This window comes from Flavobacterium chuncheonense, assembly GCF_042686145.1.
GTDB lineage: Bacteria > Bacteroidota > Bacteroidia > Flavobacteriales > Flavobacteriaceae > Flavobacterium > Flavobacterium chuncheonense.
Genome location: NZ_JBHUPC010000006.1, coordinates 126,359 through 142,183 on the forward strand (window position 1 = coordinate 126,359; position 15,825 = coordinate 142,183).

Consider the following 15,825-nt stretch of genomic DNA (forward strand, 5'->3'; position numbering starts at 1 on the left):
TCCTATCTTTATAATAAAAATTAGATGTTTTGAGAAAGATTAATTACAAAAAGGGGAGAAAGGTGCAATCGGCACCATTAGAATATAATGGTGTTTTTACTGAGAAACCAACAGAAATGCAACTTTTTGTTTACGATGAAGATGACGTTGTTGAATGTCAGAATATCAATGTAGAGGAGTTTGTTAAAAACAGAGATGTTTCAAAAAATAATTGGCTCAATTTACACGGTTTGACCAATATTGAATGGATAAAATCTTTATCGGAACATTTACAATTAAATAGTTTAATTGTCTCAGATATTTTAAATATAACTAGAGGAACACGACTAGATGAACTTGATGATTCCCTTTTTTTTAGTATCAAATCAATTTTACCTACAATTGGTTCTAACGATATCAGTATTGAACAAATAAGTTTTTTAATCCAAGACGGATTAATTATTTCGTTTCAAGAAAAGCGAGGAGATTTTTTCACGCACATTAGAGAGCGTTTGCGTACCAATACAGGAATTGTTAGAAAAAGAAAAGTAGATTATTTGCTGTATTTACACTTAGATGCTGTAATTGAAAATTTTTATATCACCATCGAAAACAAAGAAATTGAAATTGAAAAATTGTTATTAATTTCTAAGACATCTGCTGATCCTATAATTGTTGTAGAGATTGAAAAATTAAAGGAAGTTTTTCATTTTTTAAAACGTTCCTTGACACCATTAAAAGATGCGCTTTTTACTATTAAGACTATTAAAGAAGACGATGAATTTAATAGTATTGAACAATCCAATTTTGTGTTTTTTAGTCGCTTGCATCAAAAGACAATTGAACTTTTAGATCAAATAGAATATGATATGACTTCACTAGATAGTGCCAGTAACTTTTTCTATACAGCACAAAATCATAAAATGAATGAAGTAATGAAGACTTTAACTGTAATATCATCAGTTTTTTTACCATTAACCTTTATTGCGGGTATATATGGTATGAATTTTAAACACATGCCAGAATTGGAATATCAATACGGTTATTATACCATTCTAGGTGTAATGCTACTTATAGTTGTTCTTATGATTTATTATTTTAAAAAGAAAAAGTGGTTTTGATTATATCATATCTTCTGGGTTTACCCATAAATCAAAATCTTCTGACTTAACATAGCCTAAACGAATGGCTTCTTCTTTTAAGGTTGTTCCATTTTTATGAGCGGTTTGTGCAATTTCTGCAGCTTTATAATAACCAATTTTTGTATTGAGTGCCGTTACGAGCATCAACGAATTGTGCACTAATTCTTTTATCCTTTTTTCATTTGGTTGAATGCCTTTTACACAATGTTCGTTAAATGAGTTACAAGCATCTCCTAATAGTCGCGCTGATTCAAGGAAATTTGCAATGATTAATGGTTTAAAAACATTTAATTCATAATGTCCTTGTGTAGCGCCAATTGTTATAGCAACATCATTTCCCATTACTTGTGCACAGACCATAGTTAATGCTTCACATTGCGTAGGATTTACTTTTCCCGGCATAATAGAAGATCCCGGTTCATTTTCGGGTAATAATAATTCTCCAATTCCAGAACGTGGACCTGAGGCCATCATTCTAATATCGTTTGCTATTTTATTTAAGGAAATGGCTAATTGTTTTAAAGCTGCATGACTTTCAACTAAGGCATTATGTGCTGATAAAGCTTCAAATTTATTTTCAGCTGTTTTGAAAGGTAAGCCCGTGAATTTCGAAATGTATTGAGCTACTTTGACATCATAATCTTTTGGTGCATTTAGGCCTGTTCCAACAGCCGTTCCACCAAGTGCAATTTCAGAAAGATTAACTAAAGATGTATTAAGAGTATGCAACCCTTTTTCAATTAAAGTTGCATAACCTGAAAATTCTTGGCCAAGCGTTAGGGGAGTGGCATCCATTAAATGGGTGCGTCCAATTTTTATAATGGGATTAAACTTGGCGGCTTTCTTGTTAAAGTTTTCGAGTAATTGCTCAAGTGCAGGAATGGTATTTTTAACGAGTACTGTGTAAGCAGCAATATGCATTGCAGTTGGGAAAGTATCATTTGATGATTGCGATTTGTTGACATCATCATTTGCTTTAAGAATCGATTCATCTTGACCTATTTTTCTCTCAGATAAGATTTGTGCTCTATTTGCAATTACTTCGTTTACATTCATGTTGGATTGTGTACCCGATCCGGTTTGCCAAATAACCAAAGGGAACTGAGAATTCAATTTTTTATCTAAAATTTCATTGCAAACAGTTTCAATTAAATCTCTTTTATCGGAGGACAATACACCCAAATCACAATTTGCATGTGCGGCTGCTTTTTTTAAAATGGCAAAAGCTTCAATAACGTCAAAGGGCATGGAGGCTTCATGACCAATTTTGAAATTACTTCGTGATCTTTCCGTTTGAGCTCCCCATAATTTATCTATTGGAACTTTAACTTCACCTAGTGTGTCTTTTTCAATTCTATAGTCCATTTTAAAAGCAATTAGATTAGACTCTAATTTACTGCAAATAGAATGGATTGTTAAATTTATTGTGTTATAATATTGCTAAAAATAAATAATACAATTATCTTTGACGTGAATTCATTAAATTCCGGAAAACATGTTTGAATTTCAACAGTATTTAGGTTTTTTACTTTTCTTAACCATTTTAACGATTGGTTTTTGGTTAATGATTTTCTTAGCTTCATTTGTACCGTATTGGTTAGGTGGTGCTATTTCTGAATTAATCAAAGAGAAAAGAAATAAAAACAAAGAAGCAAAAGGGAAATAATTTTTTCTTTTTCAAATAAAAAAGGGCTGCAATTGCAGCCCTTTTTTTATCTTATCCCATAAAATCACCATCTCCACCTTCATAATTATTTCTTTGTTCTCTATCATTTTTCTTTTTATTGAAACGATACGTAAATGAAAGCGTTAATTGGCGCTGTCTCCATTGAAATTCTGAGTACGAATCTGAAACTCCTAGGATGTACGTTTCATTTCTACGTTTACGAGAGTTTAATAGGTCACTTACATTAAATGCAATAGTTCCTTTATCTTTTAATACGTCTTTACTAAATGCTAAGTTTATAGAAGTTATAGATAAACGTTTGCCTTGTGCAGTTGATTGTGGAGCATTATAGGTTGCGTTTGTTTGCCAATCAATGTTATATGGTAAAGTAATTTTTGATGACAAACGGGTAAACCAAGTTGTAGCTACATTATCAAAATTTTGAAACTTTGTTTCACCTTCAAAATTAACGTATGAATAATCCCCCTGTGTTTCATTTCTGAATAAATTGAAGTTAGAATTCAATCTCCACCATTTAAATGGGCTGTAGTTAATATTAAATTCAAATCCCGCTCTGTATTCTTTTGCTAAATTAATTGGAGTTGATTCAATTACTGGTATTCCCTCTACAAAGTTACCCGATTCACGTCTGATAAATTGAAAAGAATCATCTGTTAAATTAATATAAGCGGAAGTATTAAATGTTAACTTGTTCCATTTTTTCAAATATCCCAAGTCAATAGCATTGGTATACGAAGGATTCAAGTCTGGATTTCCTCTAAATATGTTAATGTTACTTGAATAGGTTGAAAATGGATTTAAGAAAAAACCGCGAGGACGATTGATTCTTTTACTATAACTTAAACTTAAACTGCTGCTTTCTGAAAACTCATAGTTAAATGTCGCAGTAGGGAAGAAGTTGTTATATTTTTTGGTATTGTAATCGTTTGAGGTAATCGAGTTAACATCAATGTCACTATCTTCAAAACGTAATCCTAAGAAATATGAGAATTTGTTGATTTTGTTTCCATATTGCATATAGAATGCATTTACATTTTCGTTGTATTCTAATAAATTCGAATAGTAATCATTTCTTATCCAAAATCCATTATTCAAAGAATCAATAACAAAGTTTGTTAGGTTTTTTTGAAAACTTCCTCTATACCCAGCTTCAAAACGACCATTTTTGCCTAAAGGTAAAACGTAATCAACTTGAAATAAACTTCTATTTTGGGTTTCGTTATTCGTAGTTCTCTCTGAAAACAATGATGTTATGTCTTCTAGTTTTTGATCGTTAATTGTAGCATAATCATTTTCTCTATTGTCAGAAAAAGCCATGTCTACTGTTAGTTTATGATCTTCTTTTTTGAAGTTTTTAGTAAAATTAGTTGAATATTCAATTGAGAAATCATCTCCTCTTTGATCGTTAAAACGGTTTCTAGTAAAAAGATAATTTCTTGATGCATCGTAGTTATAGAAAAACACATTGTCTGGATTTTCTGTGATGCTGTTCCTGAATGTTAAGGCGTTTGTCCAAGATAATGTTTTGGTTAAATATAGTTCAGCACCAAAATTAGCATTATAACCATCATTCAGACGTTCGTTGTTTCTTCTTTCATCAATATATCCTGTAGTTTCATTATTGTCATTTAAATAACGAGTATCATTTGTAGAGTTTCCTAATGAAGTTCTGTAATTATACCCAACGTTTGAGAAAAGATTAAATTTCTCACTTCTGTAATTTACACTAGAGCTAACTCCATAAGATTCTGGATCTCCAGCAGAAACAATAAAAGAACCATTTAAGCCTAAGCCCTTTCCTTTTCGAAGTACAATATTAATAATTCCACCTCCACCTTCAGCATCATAACGTGCTGACGGATTGGTTATAACTTCTACTTTTTCTACTGAGTCTGCAGGTAATAATTTTAAGGCATCTGCAATGTTGATTCCTGCCAAACCTGATGGTTTCCCGTCAATAAGAATTTTTACATTCTCATTACCTCTTAAGGCTACTGTTCCTTCAGGGTCAACAGTTACAGAAGGTACGTTATCAAGTACATCACTTATAGTACCTCCTTTAACCATCATGTCTTTACCAACGTTGTAAACACGTTTGTCAAGTTTTATTTCGACAGTAGATTTTTCCGCGATTAATTCTATTCCTTCAAGTTGTGCGATATCTGCTTCAAGATAAACTTTTCCAAAATTTTTATCAGCAGAAAAAGTTTGATTCTTTAATTCTAGAGTTTTGAATGAAATAAATTCAAAGCGTACATTATAGATTCCTGCTTTTACTTCAAAATTAAAATTACCATCAAAATCAGTTACCCCTCCTGTTAATTGTTCTGGTTCGTTTACATCTTGGAATACAACTGTTGCGTATTCTAAAGGTAAATCAGTTCCTTTTTCAAGAATAGTACCCGTAATGGATATTTTTTTTGAGTTAGGCTTGTATTGAGCAAAAGTAGCAAAAGATAAAACCAGTAAAAGGGTAGTTGTTAATTTTGTAAGATAATTCATTAGGTTGTATTTTTTTTTAGTCTTTTGTAAGACGGCAAAAATAACCTTTGGTTTAACCCTTAAATCACAAATCTTTGTTAAAATCCTAAAGGATTTCGTTAATCTTTTCCTTTGGACGAGCTATAACTGCTTTATTTCCATTCACAACTATTGGTCTTTCAATTAGTTTTGGATTATCAAGCATTGCGTCTATAATTTGTTCTGCACTTAAGTCTTTTCCTTTATAGTTTTCAATCCAAATTTTTTCTTTTGTACGAACTAATTCAATAGGTTCGATATTTAGTTTTTGAATGACGTCAATTAATTCTGTTTTACTAAAAGGCTCATCAAGATATTTTCTTACTTCAAAATTTTGATTTAAAATTTCTAATTCACAAACGCCATCTCTTGATTTTGAACATCTTGGATTGTGGTATATTGTTATCATGTTTTTTTATTTTTTGCAAAGTAATAAAAATAGTATTTTAGACGAAAGATTTTAAATATTTAATAGCTCTTAAAATACTTATAAAGACATGTATATTGAACAATTATTGCGTAATTCTTATAAAAAATTCAATTTAGGATCCTATATTCCAATACCGGCTTTATTCATTGTAATGATGTTGTGGAATTATTTTGCTTCTATGGACATTGATACAAATGAAGTAATTCAACAAAGTATAAAAATGCTAGGTGTTAATGGAACCTTTTTAATGTTAATTGGTCCTTTGGCATTTGGATGTCTTGTGGTGTTATTTTGGGCAAAATATATCCAAAGGCAATCTATAACTAGTTTAACAACCTCCCGTCCTACAATTGATTGGAAAAGAATTTTGTTTTCATTTATATTGTGGGGAGGCATTACCGTTTTATTAACTTTAATTGCTTATTATACCAGTCCTGAGAATTTTGTTTGGAATTTTAAACCATTAAAATTCATTATTTTTTGTGTATTGGCCATAATACTTATACCAATGCAGACTAGTTTTGAAGAGTACCTCTTTAGAGCACATATGATGCAAGGTCTTGGTTTAGCTACGCATTCACGTGTTATTCCTTTAATCGTTACTTCAATACTTTTTGGAATAATGCACATCGCAAACCCAGAAGTTGATAAAATTGGCTATATCATTATGATTTATTATATAGGAACAGGTTTCTTTTTGGGTATTTTAACTTTAATGGATGATGGATTGGAATTAGCCTTAGGGTTTCATGCAGCAAATAATTTAGTTGGTGCTTTGCTAGTAACAGCAGATTGGACTGCTTTTCAAACCCATTCTATTTTTAAAGATATATCGGATCCAACTGCAGGATTTGATATTTTAGTTCCTGTTTTTGTTATGTACCCTTTATTGTTGTTCGTTTTTGCTAAAAAATACAAATGGAACAATTGGAAAGGGAGACTATGCAATGGTTTATTACCTATTGAAAACGAAAGTAATGAAAAATCATTAGATGATGTCTATTAATATTCATGAACAGTTCAAACTGAATAATCTTGGTTATTCTAAAGAGGATTTAATAAAGAAAGCAATATTTTTTATTGAAAATGGATTAGATTATGAAAAACATCTTGGACAGTTTTTAATGGACTGGTTGGATGATAGAAGTTTTGTTTCCGTTCAAACCTCTGGAACTACTGGTACGCCAAAGTTAATATATGTTGAAAAAAAGGCTATGGAAGCTTCAGCATTAGCTACGGGTATTTTTTTTAATTTAAAACCTGGAGATAAAAGTTTGTTGTGTATGTCGGCACAATATATTGCGGGAAAAATGATGTTGGTTAGAGCTTTGGTTCTAGGTCTTGAATTAGATGTAATAGCTCCAAGTGCTACACCATTAGCTGCAAATAGTAATTATTATGATTTTGTTGCTATGGTTCCTATGCAAGTAGCGTCAAGCATGGAAGATTTATACCGAGTTAAAACAATAATCATTGGAGGGGCAAAACTGGATTCAAAATTAAGTTTACAATTGCAAAGTTTAGGAATAAAAGCATATGAAACTTACGGTATGACTGAAACTGTTTCCCATATTGCCGTTAAGCGAATACAAGATGATTTTTTTAAAGTTTTACCAGATGTAACTATTAAAACAGATGTTAGGAATTGTTTGATAATTGATGCGCCTAAAATTTCAAAAGAAGCCATAGTTACAAATGATATTGTTGAAATTATTTCAGACAACGCTTTTAAATGGCTAGGACGCTTTGACAACGTAATAAACAGTGGAGGAGTTAAACTGTTTCCAGAGCAGATAGAGAATAAATTACAAAGTAAAATAGAAAACCGCTACTTTATAAGCGGAATGAAAGACGAAAGGCTTGGCCAAAAAGTAATTTTAGTAATAGAATCTAATTCTGAATTTAAAGTTCACGATTCTGTTTTTGAAAAATTAGAACGATTTGAAATTCCAAAAGCTATTTTTTTTACAGAAAAGTTTGAGGAAACTGCTACAAACAAAATAAACCGAAAAGCAACTCTTTTAAAAATAGGGGTCGTGTAAAAATATTTTTAACTTTAATTGAACTAATCTTAAAAAATATTCATTGTAATTATATAGTATTTCTCTTTTAAGACAAAAAAATCAGATGTTCAACTATTTTTATACAACCCCTTTAATATTACTTTTCAAGTTTTAAATTATAATCTACAGAATGCTTTCCACTTCCGAAGAATAAGAAGAATACACATAAAACCAATGCTATTGATGCTTGAATAAAATTATGAGTATTAAAATCTCCTATGAAGTTAATTAAGAAAGCACATAAAACAATTGGTAACTGAGCCCAAATCGACCATCTTGTAAGGAAGCCAAATACAATCATTACACCTCCTACCATATGAGCCATTGCAACATAGTGGATTAATAACATCTCACTACCGAAACCACCCATCGCACTTAAAAGATCGTGTAGGTATTTTTTTTCTGTAATAAAAGAAACTCCTTTAAGAAATAAAAAAATACCAAATCCAATTCTTAATAAATCAATAGGATAACTTGTATGCGCATTAGCCCATTTATTTAGTTCTTTTGTTTTCATCATTGGAACTGATTTTATACCTCTAAGGTATTAAAAATAAATGAGATATCATTTTATTTAACTTAATTTTAAATAAAAAAAGAAGACTTATTCGTCTTCTTTTAAGTGGATGTAAAATTTGTTATCGTAAATTTGATAACTCCCCGATTTTTTAAGTTTCTTCAATTTTATCTTTTGAACACTTGTTGTAGGGTATAAACGAATTTTTTTCTTTCGATATTCAATATCTATCGGCATATTGAAATTCTTGTTTACATTATTCCAAGAATAATAGAAATCATCACCATCAGTTTTATAAACAAATTCTGGAATAGTAGTTGTTCTTAAATATTGATTGAAAATTGGCGTTAAATTCATTCCAGATTCTTTGTTGAAAAAAATTATCACGGTTTGAGTATCAATAATTTGTTTTTTGTAAGTTTCTGAATATTTTAAAATCATTGCCCACCATTTTGTATCATCGTTTATGACATGGCGTAAAGTATTGAGCATTAATGCACCTTTAAAATACATATCACCGCTACCTTCGTTGTTTACACCATAATGTCCTATTACAGGACGATCATTACGTACACTTCTAGCTTGACCGTTAATATACTTCATCGCTTGATCGTATCCTTTTTGGCATTCAATAAAAACTGTTTCGCTATAAGTAGTAAAGCTCTCATGAATCCACATATCGGCAATATCTTTACTTGTTATGCTGTTTCCAAACCATTCGTGTCCTGTTTCATGGATCGTGATATAATCAAAGAACATACCTGCCCCAGTTCCAGATAAATCACTACCTAAATATCCTTTACGGTACTTGTTTCCATATGCAACAGCACTTTGGTGTTCCATTCCTAAATAAGGCGTTTCAACAAGTTTATAACCATCTTCCCAAAATGGATAACGGCCAAATTTTTCTTGAAAACAAGCCATCATGGGTTTAACGTCAGCTTTAAAATGTGCTTTTGCCTTTTCTTCGTTTTCACGTAATACATAATAGTCTAAGTCTAAGTTTTCAATAGCATCATGGATGTGAACGTAATCAGCAATATTAATGGTTATGTCGTAGTTATTGATAGGGTTTTTAACTTCCCAATTCCAAAGTGTATAACCATTGCCTAAATCTTCAGAACCTTTAAACCTTCCGTTGGAAACATTCATTAATCCATTAGGGACTGCAACTTTTATGGAAGCACCGTTATCTGGTTCATCAGTTTGAGAATCTTTCACAGGATACCATAAACTAGCACCTGTACCTTGTACAGCAACCCCTATATGAGGTTTTTTATTAGAATCTTTACTGAATACAAAACCGCCATCCCAAGGGGCATTTTTAGCTACTTTAGGATTTCCAGAATAGTAAAATCTAACTTTTTCTAAATTATTGACAGATAATGTTGTTGGAAATTTGATAAAAACAGCATCAAAATCACGTTTATAAGATAATTTTTGGTTGTCCCAAACAATTGAGTCGATTTGCATATTATCAAACAAATCTAATTGAATTTTTTGCGTTGGATTGATTACTTTAAAAGTAATATCATTGTATCCTACAATACTTCTTTCGTCAGGGTTTATTTTTATATTTAAATCATAGCGTTGCACATCAAAACAGGTTCTTTCAAATCGAAGTCCACCTTGTAATGAGTCTCTTCTTGTAAAATTTTGAGCAGATAATTGTTGCAAACTAAGTGCAAGTACGATTAGTAAAAGTGTTTTTTTCATTCTAATGCATTTGAACTATAAATATAAGTAGTCCAAATGAATTTTTGTTACCAAAAGTATATTTAAAATTCAGCTTCAGCTATTATTGTCATACGTTCTTTGGTTATAGGATGGGTAAAGCGAATCTCTTCCGCATGTAGAAGAAGTCTGTCCGCTTTGGTTCCATATAGGTCATCACCCTTAATAGGACTATTCAATCCTAAAGAATGCGAAGCATGCACGCGCAACTGATGCGTACGACCAGTAATAGGGTAGAAGTGTACGCGTGTTTTATCATCTTCGAAAGAAACAACTTCGTATTGTGTTTGTGCAGGTTTACCATGTTCGTAACAAACCAATTGATTAGGTCGGTTGTCCAAATCTACCCGTAAAGGCAAATCAATTTCACCCTCATTATTGTTTAGAATACCATCTAAAACGGCTACATAGCGTTTTTCTATAGTTCGCTTGATAAATTGTGATTGTAGCGCCACATAAATAGCATCAGATTTAGCGATTAACATTATACCCGATGTGGACATATCAAGACGATGTACTACTAATGGACCGGTAGCTTCTGGATACAAATCTTTTACGCGTTGGTAAACTGAATCTTTTACATTTTTTCCAGGTACTGACAAGAATTCTGCGGGTTTGTTAATGACAGCCAAATACTCATCTTCATAAACAATGGAAATGTTTTTTCCTTCAGCAGGATTTTCTAATAAAGGATTTTCATCCATTTGAATTCCTTCTAACATGTGCGCTAAAATAGGTTCACATTTACTTTTACAAGCCGGATAAAACTGTTTGTGTTTTCGAATTTCAGAATTCGGTGATTGTCCCCACCAAAATTCAGCCAAAGCAATCGGTTTTAAATGGTGCTGAAAGGCATAGTGTAATAATTTTGGAGCCGCACATTCTCCTGCACCAGCAGGTGGGTTAATATCAAAAATTTCACCAACACTTTTTAACTCTTTAAATTGGTTTAAAAAGGAATAACTATCAAAGAGTTGTTTTTGTAAAGCGTTTGATTTTTGTTTACGTAATGCTTTTAATTCTGCAATTTTTGAAGTAAAAGTGAGTAGTTCTTTTTTTGCATTTTCAATTTGATAGTTCCAATACTTAATCATCTTTTTAAGTAGAATACTCTCTTTTTTGCTTTCTTCGGAAAGTTCTGTTTCTAACTGGCTTAAATCAGCTTGAGAGAGAGTAGGAGCGAGAGTGTTACGTTTGGTATCACGAGCAACTTTTAAAGTTTTAATGCGCTCTTTTTGTCTCTGAATATCTACTTGGGCTTCTGTTTCAGTAGTAGCTAACTTGCTTTTAGCAGCAATATAATTAGAATCTTTTTTAAGTTGTTCTATTTCACGATTAATTGCATTTAAAACTTCTTCTTCTTTTTTAAAAAAGCCGTCATGTTGCAACATATCAAAAACAGGAGGTACAAAATAATCGTGATGGTTGCTTTCGGCAAGTTTCCCTGAATATGCCCAAAGATATCCCAATTCTCCATTTTCGTTTTGGCATACCAAAACGCCAAACATTTTTCCAATTACCAAACCTTCTTGATTGGCAACTAATCCAAAATTGTGTTCAAAATCAGCCTCATTTTCAAGGTATGCTTGTAGTTGTTTTGCTGCAAGAATACTCAATTGATGAGGTTCATAATAAAACGGAAAGGTGAAATTTTCGGGTAAAGCTATACCTGAAATATCGTCTTGGAATAGTTGGAATTTATTGGTAATCATGCCGCAAAGATACTTTCAAAAAAGAAAAAATCCATTGGAATTCAATGGATTTTTAAAATGTATTGTAAAAGGAAAAATTAAACTTGAATTACCCCTAAATTAAATGGTTTTTCAATAGGAGCGTGGTTTGCTGCTTCAATACCCATAGAAATCCAAGTTCTGGTATCTAATGGATCAATAATTGCATCAGTCCAAAGGCGAGATGCAGCATAGTAAGGAGATACTTGTGCGTCGTATTTCGCCTTTATTTTATCAAATAGTTGTTGTTCTACTTTTTCATCTACAATTTTTCCTTGTTTCTTTAGCGAAGCTGCTTCAATTTGCATTAATACTTTTGCTGCTTGAGCACCTCCCATTACCGCTAATTCAGCACTTGGCCATGCAAAGATTAAACGAGGATCATAAGCTTTTCCGCACATTGCATAATTACCAGCACCGTATGAGTTACCTACGACAACAGTGAATTTAGGAACAACTGAATTGGAAACAGCATTTACCATTTTGGCACCATCTTTAATGATACCGCCATGTTCTGATTTACTACCAACCATAAACCCTGTTACGTCTTGTAAAAACACCAATGGAATTTTCTTTTGATTACAATTTGCAATAAAACGCGTTGCTTTATCTGCAGAATCAGAATAGATTACCCCACCAAATTGCATTTCACTTGGTTTTGTTTTGGCAGCAGTAGTTTTAACTATCTTACGTTGATTAGCAACAATACCAACAGCCCATCCATCAATACGTGCATAACCCGTAATAATAGTTTGTCCGTAACCAGCTTTATACTCATCAAATTCAGAATTATCAACCAATCGACTGATAATTTCCATCATATCATATTGTTCGTTACGAGCTTTTGGAAGTATTCCATAAATGTCTTTTGGATCTAAAGCCGGTTTTTGAGGTTTTACTCTGTTGTAACCTGCTTTCTCAAAATCACCAATTTTACCCACAACACTTTTAATACGGTCTAAAGCAGCAGCATCGTCTTTAGCTTTAAAATCGGTAACACCTGAAATTTCACAATGTGTAGTTGCACCTCCTAAAGTTTCATTATCTATAGATTCGCCAATTGCAGCTTTTACCAAATAACTTCCGGCAAGGAAAATACTTCCTGTTTTATCAACAATTAAAGCTTCATCACTCATAATTGGTAAATAAGCACCACCCGCAACACAACTTCCCATAACAGCGGCAATTTGGGTGATACCCATGCTGCTCATGATAGCATTGTTTCGGAAAATACGTCCGAAATGTTCTTTATCTGGGAAAATTTCGTCTTGCATTGGCAAGTAAACTCCTGCAGAGTCGACAAGATAGATTATTGGTAATTTATTTTCAATTGCAATTTCTTGAGCACGTAAGTTCTTTTTACCAGTAATAGGGAACCAAGCACCTGCTTTTACTGTAGCATCATTTGCAACAACGATACATTGCTTTCCTTGAATGTATCCAATTTTTACAACAACACCTCCAGAAGGACATCCACCGTGTTCTGCATACATACCATCTCCAACAAATGCTCCAATTTCAATACTGTTTGCTTTATCATCAAGTAGGTAATCAATACGCTCTCTTGCGGTCATTTTTCCTTCAGCATGTAACTTATCGATTCGTTTTTGTCCGCCTCCTAATTTTACCTGTGCTAAACGTGTTTTTAATTCGGAAAGTAAAAGTTTATTGTGATCTTCGTTTTTATTGAAATTTAAGTCCATTATTGAGTTTCATTGTTTGGTTCGCTAAAATACAAAATCGTTATAGATATAAGCAAATAAAAAACGAAGCTAAATGCTTCGTTTTTTATTCTTCTTCTTTTTGTCCCATCATCATCAAATAGGCTTTTAAGAATTTGTCAATTTCGCCATTCATTACAGCATCTACATCACTAGTTTCAGCGCCTGTACGAACATCTTTAACCAATTTGTAAGGTTGCATAACATAATTTCGAATTTGCGATCCCCATTCAATTTTCATTTTACCTGCTTCAATATCGGCACGTTGCGCCATTTGCTTTTTCAATTCAATTTCGTACAACTGCGATTTCAACATCTGTAAAGCTCGTGTACGGTTATCATGTTGCGAACGCGTTTCTGAACATTGAATTTGAATCCCTGTAGGTTTGTGAACCAATTGTACTTTGGTTTCTACCTTATTTACATTTTGTCCTCCAGCACCACTTGAACGAGCCGTAGTAATTTCAATGTCAGCAGGATTGATTTCAATTTCTATGGTGTCATCAACTAGTGGATATACATACACTGATGCAAACGAAGTATGACGCTTGGCATTACTATCAAATGGTGAAATACGTACCAAACGATGTACCCCATTTTCCCCTTTAAGGTAGCCAAAAGCAAAATCACCCTCAAATTCGAGAGTTACGGTTTTAATACCAGCAACATCTCCTTCTTGAAAGTTCAATTCTTTAATTTTATAGCCTTGTTTTTCACCCCACATTAAGTACATACGCATTAACATGGAAGCCCAATCACAACTTTCTGTTCCACCTGCACCTGCCGTAATTTGAAGAACCGCACTCATACTATCTCCTTCATCTGAAAGCATATTACGAAATTCTATATCTTCAATTTGTGCAATGGTTTTAGCATAGAATTCATCGATCTCTGCTTCAGTAACTTCACCCTCTTTAAAAAAGTCAAGCATGATTTGAAGTTCTTCGGCTAACTCGATACCTTTGTTATAATCGTCAACCCATTTTTTCTTGGAACGAATATTTCGCACAATTAATTCCGCTTCTTTTGCGTTATTCCAAAAGTCGGGTGCAAAGGTTTTCTCTTCTTCGTTCGTTATTTCGATAAGTTTTCTATCGATGTCAAAGATACCTCCTTAACGCACCAAGGCGATCAATAATATCTCTGACGTGTTCTGTATTTATCATAAATATTGTAGTTTTACGTCACAAAAATAAGCTATTACTTTCAATTATATGGAAATAAATTTAATAAGCGACACTGTTACCAAACCTACACAAGGCATGCTTGAAGCGATGTTTAAAGCTGAAGTAGGGGATGATGTTTTCAAGCAAGATCCAACGGTTAATAAGTTGGAACGTTTTACTGCTGAAATGTTTGGTAAAGAAGCAGCCTTATTTTTTCCAAGTGGCACTATGGCCAATCAAACCGCTATTAAGATACATACACGACCTGGTGATGAGGTTATCTGTGATAAATGGTCACACATTTTTTTATACGAAGGAGGAGGAGTAGCGGCTAATAGCGGGGTTTCTTGTCATTTAGTTGATGGTAAAAGAGGAAAAATATCTGCTAATCAAGTTAAAAGTGTTATCAATGATCCTGAATTTTATCATGCTCCTATAACGCGATTGGTAAGTTTAGAAAATACAACTAATAAAGGAGGTGGAGCTTGTTATGCAATGGAGGATTTGCAACAAATAAAACAAGTTTGTCAGGATTATAATTTAAAATATCATTTGGATGGTGCACGATTGTGGAATGCATTAGTAGCTAAAAATCAACACCCAAAGGATTTTGGTAATTTGTTTGATACTATTTCTGTTTGTTTATCCAAAGGTCTTGGTGCACCAGTAGGATCTGTATTGGTTGGTTCTGCGGAGGATATGAAAAAAGCAATGCGTATTCGTAAGTTATTTGGAGGTAATATGCGTCAGTCGGGTTATTTAGCCGCAGCAGGATTATATGCGCTGCAAAATAACATTGGGCGTTTATCTCAAGACCATCAAAAAGCAAAAGAATTAGGAGCTGTTATTTCAAAAAAGCAATGGGTGGCAGAAGTAGCTCCGATTGAAACTAATATTGTTATTTTTACGTTGCAACCTTATGTGGACGAAAAACTATTTATAGAAAAACTGAAACAGAAAAATATTTTAATTTCATCAATGGGACAGGGAAAATTGCGCATGGTTACCCATATGGATTATCGTTCCGTTATGCATGATTATGTATTGGAAGTTTTAGAAAAAATGCAATAAAAAAGGGAGAATTTATTCTCCCTTTTTTAATTTAACCAGCATAATTTTGTTCATGCTTTAAAAAA

General features: G+C 32.7%; 13 protein-coding genes. 5 read left to right on the forward strand and 8 right to left on the reverse strand.

What is annotated here, in order from left to right; all coding sequences use genetic code 11:
- Positions 1-29 precede the first annotated feature (29 nt).
- Positions 30-1,100, forward strand: coding sequence for a magnesium/cobalt transporter CorA (gene corA / locus ACFS5J_RS00815; RefSeq protein ID WP_379810014.1), 1,071 nt, complete (start codon positions 30-32; stop codon positions 1,098-1,100).
- Here corA and fumC read toward each other — a convergent pair whose 3' ends face one another.
- Positions 1,101-2,486: a class II fumarate hydratase gene (fumC, locus tag ACFS5J_RS00820; RefSeq protein ID WP_379810015.1), complete on the reverse strand. Its 1,386-nt coding sequence runs from the start codon at positions 2,484-2,486 to the stop codon at positions 1,101-1,103.
- Between the two features lie 130 nt (positions 2,487-2,616).
- Here fumC and ACFS5J_RS00825 point away from each other — a divergent pair, with 130 nt between their 5' ends.
- Positions 2,617-2,787: a hypothetical protein gene (locus ACFS5J_RS00825; protein WP_379810016.1), complete on the forward strand. Its 171-nt coding sequence runs from the start codon at positions 2,617-2,619 to the stop codon at positions 2,785-2,787.
- Between the two features lie 51 nt (positions 2,788-2,838).
- On the opposite strand, the gene ACFS5J_RS00830 is transcribed toward ACFS5J_RS00825, so the two are convergent.
- The gene (locus tag ACFS5J_RS00830; RefSeq protein WP_379810017.1) at positions 2,839-5,310 is read right to left on the reverse strand and encodes a TonB-dependent receptor domain-containing protein; all 2,472 of its coding nucleotides are present in this window, start codon (positions 5,308-5,310) and stop codon (positions 2,839-2,841) included.
- Between the two features lie 85 nt (positions 5,311-5,395).
- Entirely contained in the window at positions 5,396-5,737 is a 342-nt protein-coding gene (gene arsC, locus ACFS5J_RS00835; RefSeq protein WP_379810018.1) for an arsenate reductase (glutaredoxin), read from the reverse strand.
- An 88-nt stretch (positions 5,738-5,825) separates the two neighbouring features.
- Here arsC and ACFS5J_RS00840 point away from each other — a divergent pair, with 88 nt between their 5' ends.
- Positions 5,826-6,764: a CPBP family intramembrane glutamic endopeptidase gene (locus tag ACFS5J_RS00840; RefSeq protein ID WP_379810019.1), complete on the forward strand. Its 939-nt coding sequence runs from the start codon at positions 5,826-5,828 to the stop codon at positions 6,762-6,764.
- Positions 6,751-7,800, forward strand: a complete 1,050-nt coding sequence (locus ACFS5J_RS00845) for an AMP-binding protein (RefSeq protein WP_379810020.1) — start codon at positions 6,751-6,753, stop codon at positions 7,798-7,800. The genes ACFS5J_RS00840 and ACFS5J_RS00845 overlap by 14 nt, the downstream gene beginning before the upstream one ends.
- A 118-nt stretch (positions 7,801-7,918) precedes the next feature.
- On the opposite strand, the gene ACFS5J_RS00850 is transcribed toward ACFS5J_RS00845, so the two are convergent.
- The 5 genes from ACFS5J_RS00850 to prfB all read right to left on the reverse strand — a co-directional run bounded on the left by ACFS5J_RS00850 (position 7,919) and on the right by prfB (position 14,689).
- Positions 7,919-8,341 (reverse strand): DoxX family protein, encoded by a 423-nt coding sequence (locus ACFS5J_RS00850; RefSeq protein ID WP_379810021.1) that lies wholly within the window; start codon positions 8,339-8,341, stop codon positions 7,919-7,921.
- Between the two features lie 84 nt (positions 8,342-8,425).
- Positions 8,426-10,054: a M1 family metallopeptidase gene (locus ACFS5J_RS00855; RefSeq protein WP_379810022.1), complete on the reverse strand. Its 1,629-nt coding sequence runs from the start codon at positions 10,052-10,054 to the stop codon at positions 8,426-8,428.
- A 62-nt stretch (positions 10,055-10,116) separates the two neighbouring features.
- Positions 10,117-11,784: an RluA family pseudouridine synthase gene (locus ACFS5J_RS00860; RefSeq protein ID WP_379810023.1), complete on the reverse strand. Its 1,668-nt coding sequence runs from the start codon at positions 11,782-11,784 to the stop codon at positions 10,117-10,119.
- Positions 11,785-11,861: 77 nt separating this feature from the next.
- Positions 11,862-13,505 carry an acyl-CoA carboxylase subunit beta gene (locus ACFS5J_RS00865; protein ID WP_379810024.1) on the reverse strand — a complete coding sequence of 548 codons (1,644 nt, stop codon included), beginning with the start codon at positions 13,503-13,505 and terminating at the stop codon, positions 11,862-11,864.
- An 85-nt stretch (positions 13,506-13,590) separates the two neighbouring features.
- A protein-coding gene (gene prfB, locus ACFS5J_RS00870) for a peptide chain release factor 2 (RefSeq protein WP_379810025.1) occupies positions 13,591-14,689 on the reverse strand; the annotation gives its coding sequence in 2 pieces (ribosomal slippage) (positions 13,591-14,625 and positions 14,627-14,689; 1,098 coding nt in all).
- 48 nt (positions 14,690-14,737) lie between these two features.
- Here prfB and ACFS5J_RS00875 point away from each other — a divergent pair.
- Entirely contained in the window at positions 14,738-15,760 is a 1,023-nt protein-coding gene (locus ACFS5J_RS00875; RefSeq protein WP_379810026.1) for a threonine aldolase family protein, read from the forward strand.
- The last annotated feature ends 65 nt before the right edge of the window (positions 15,761-15,825 follow it).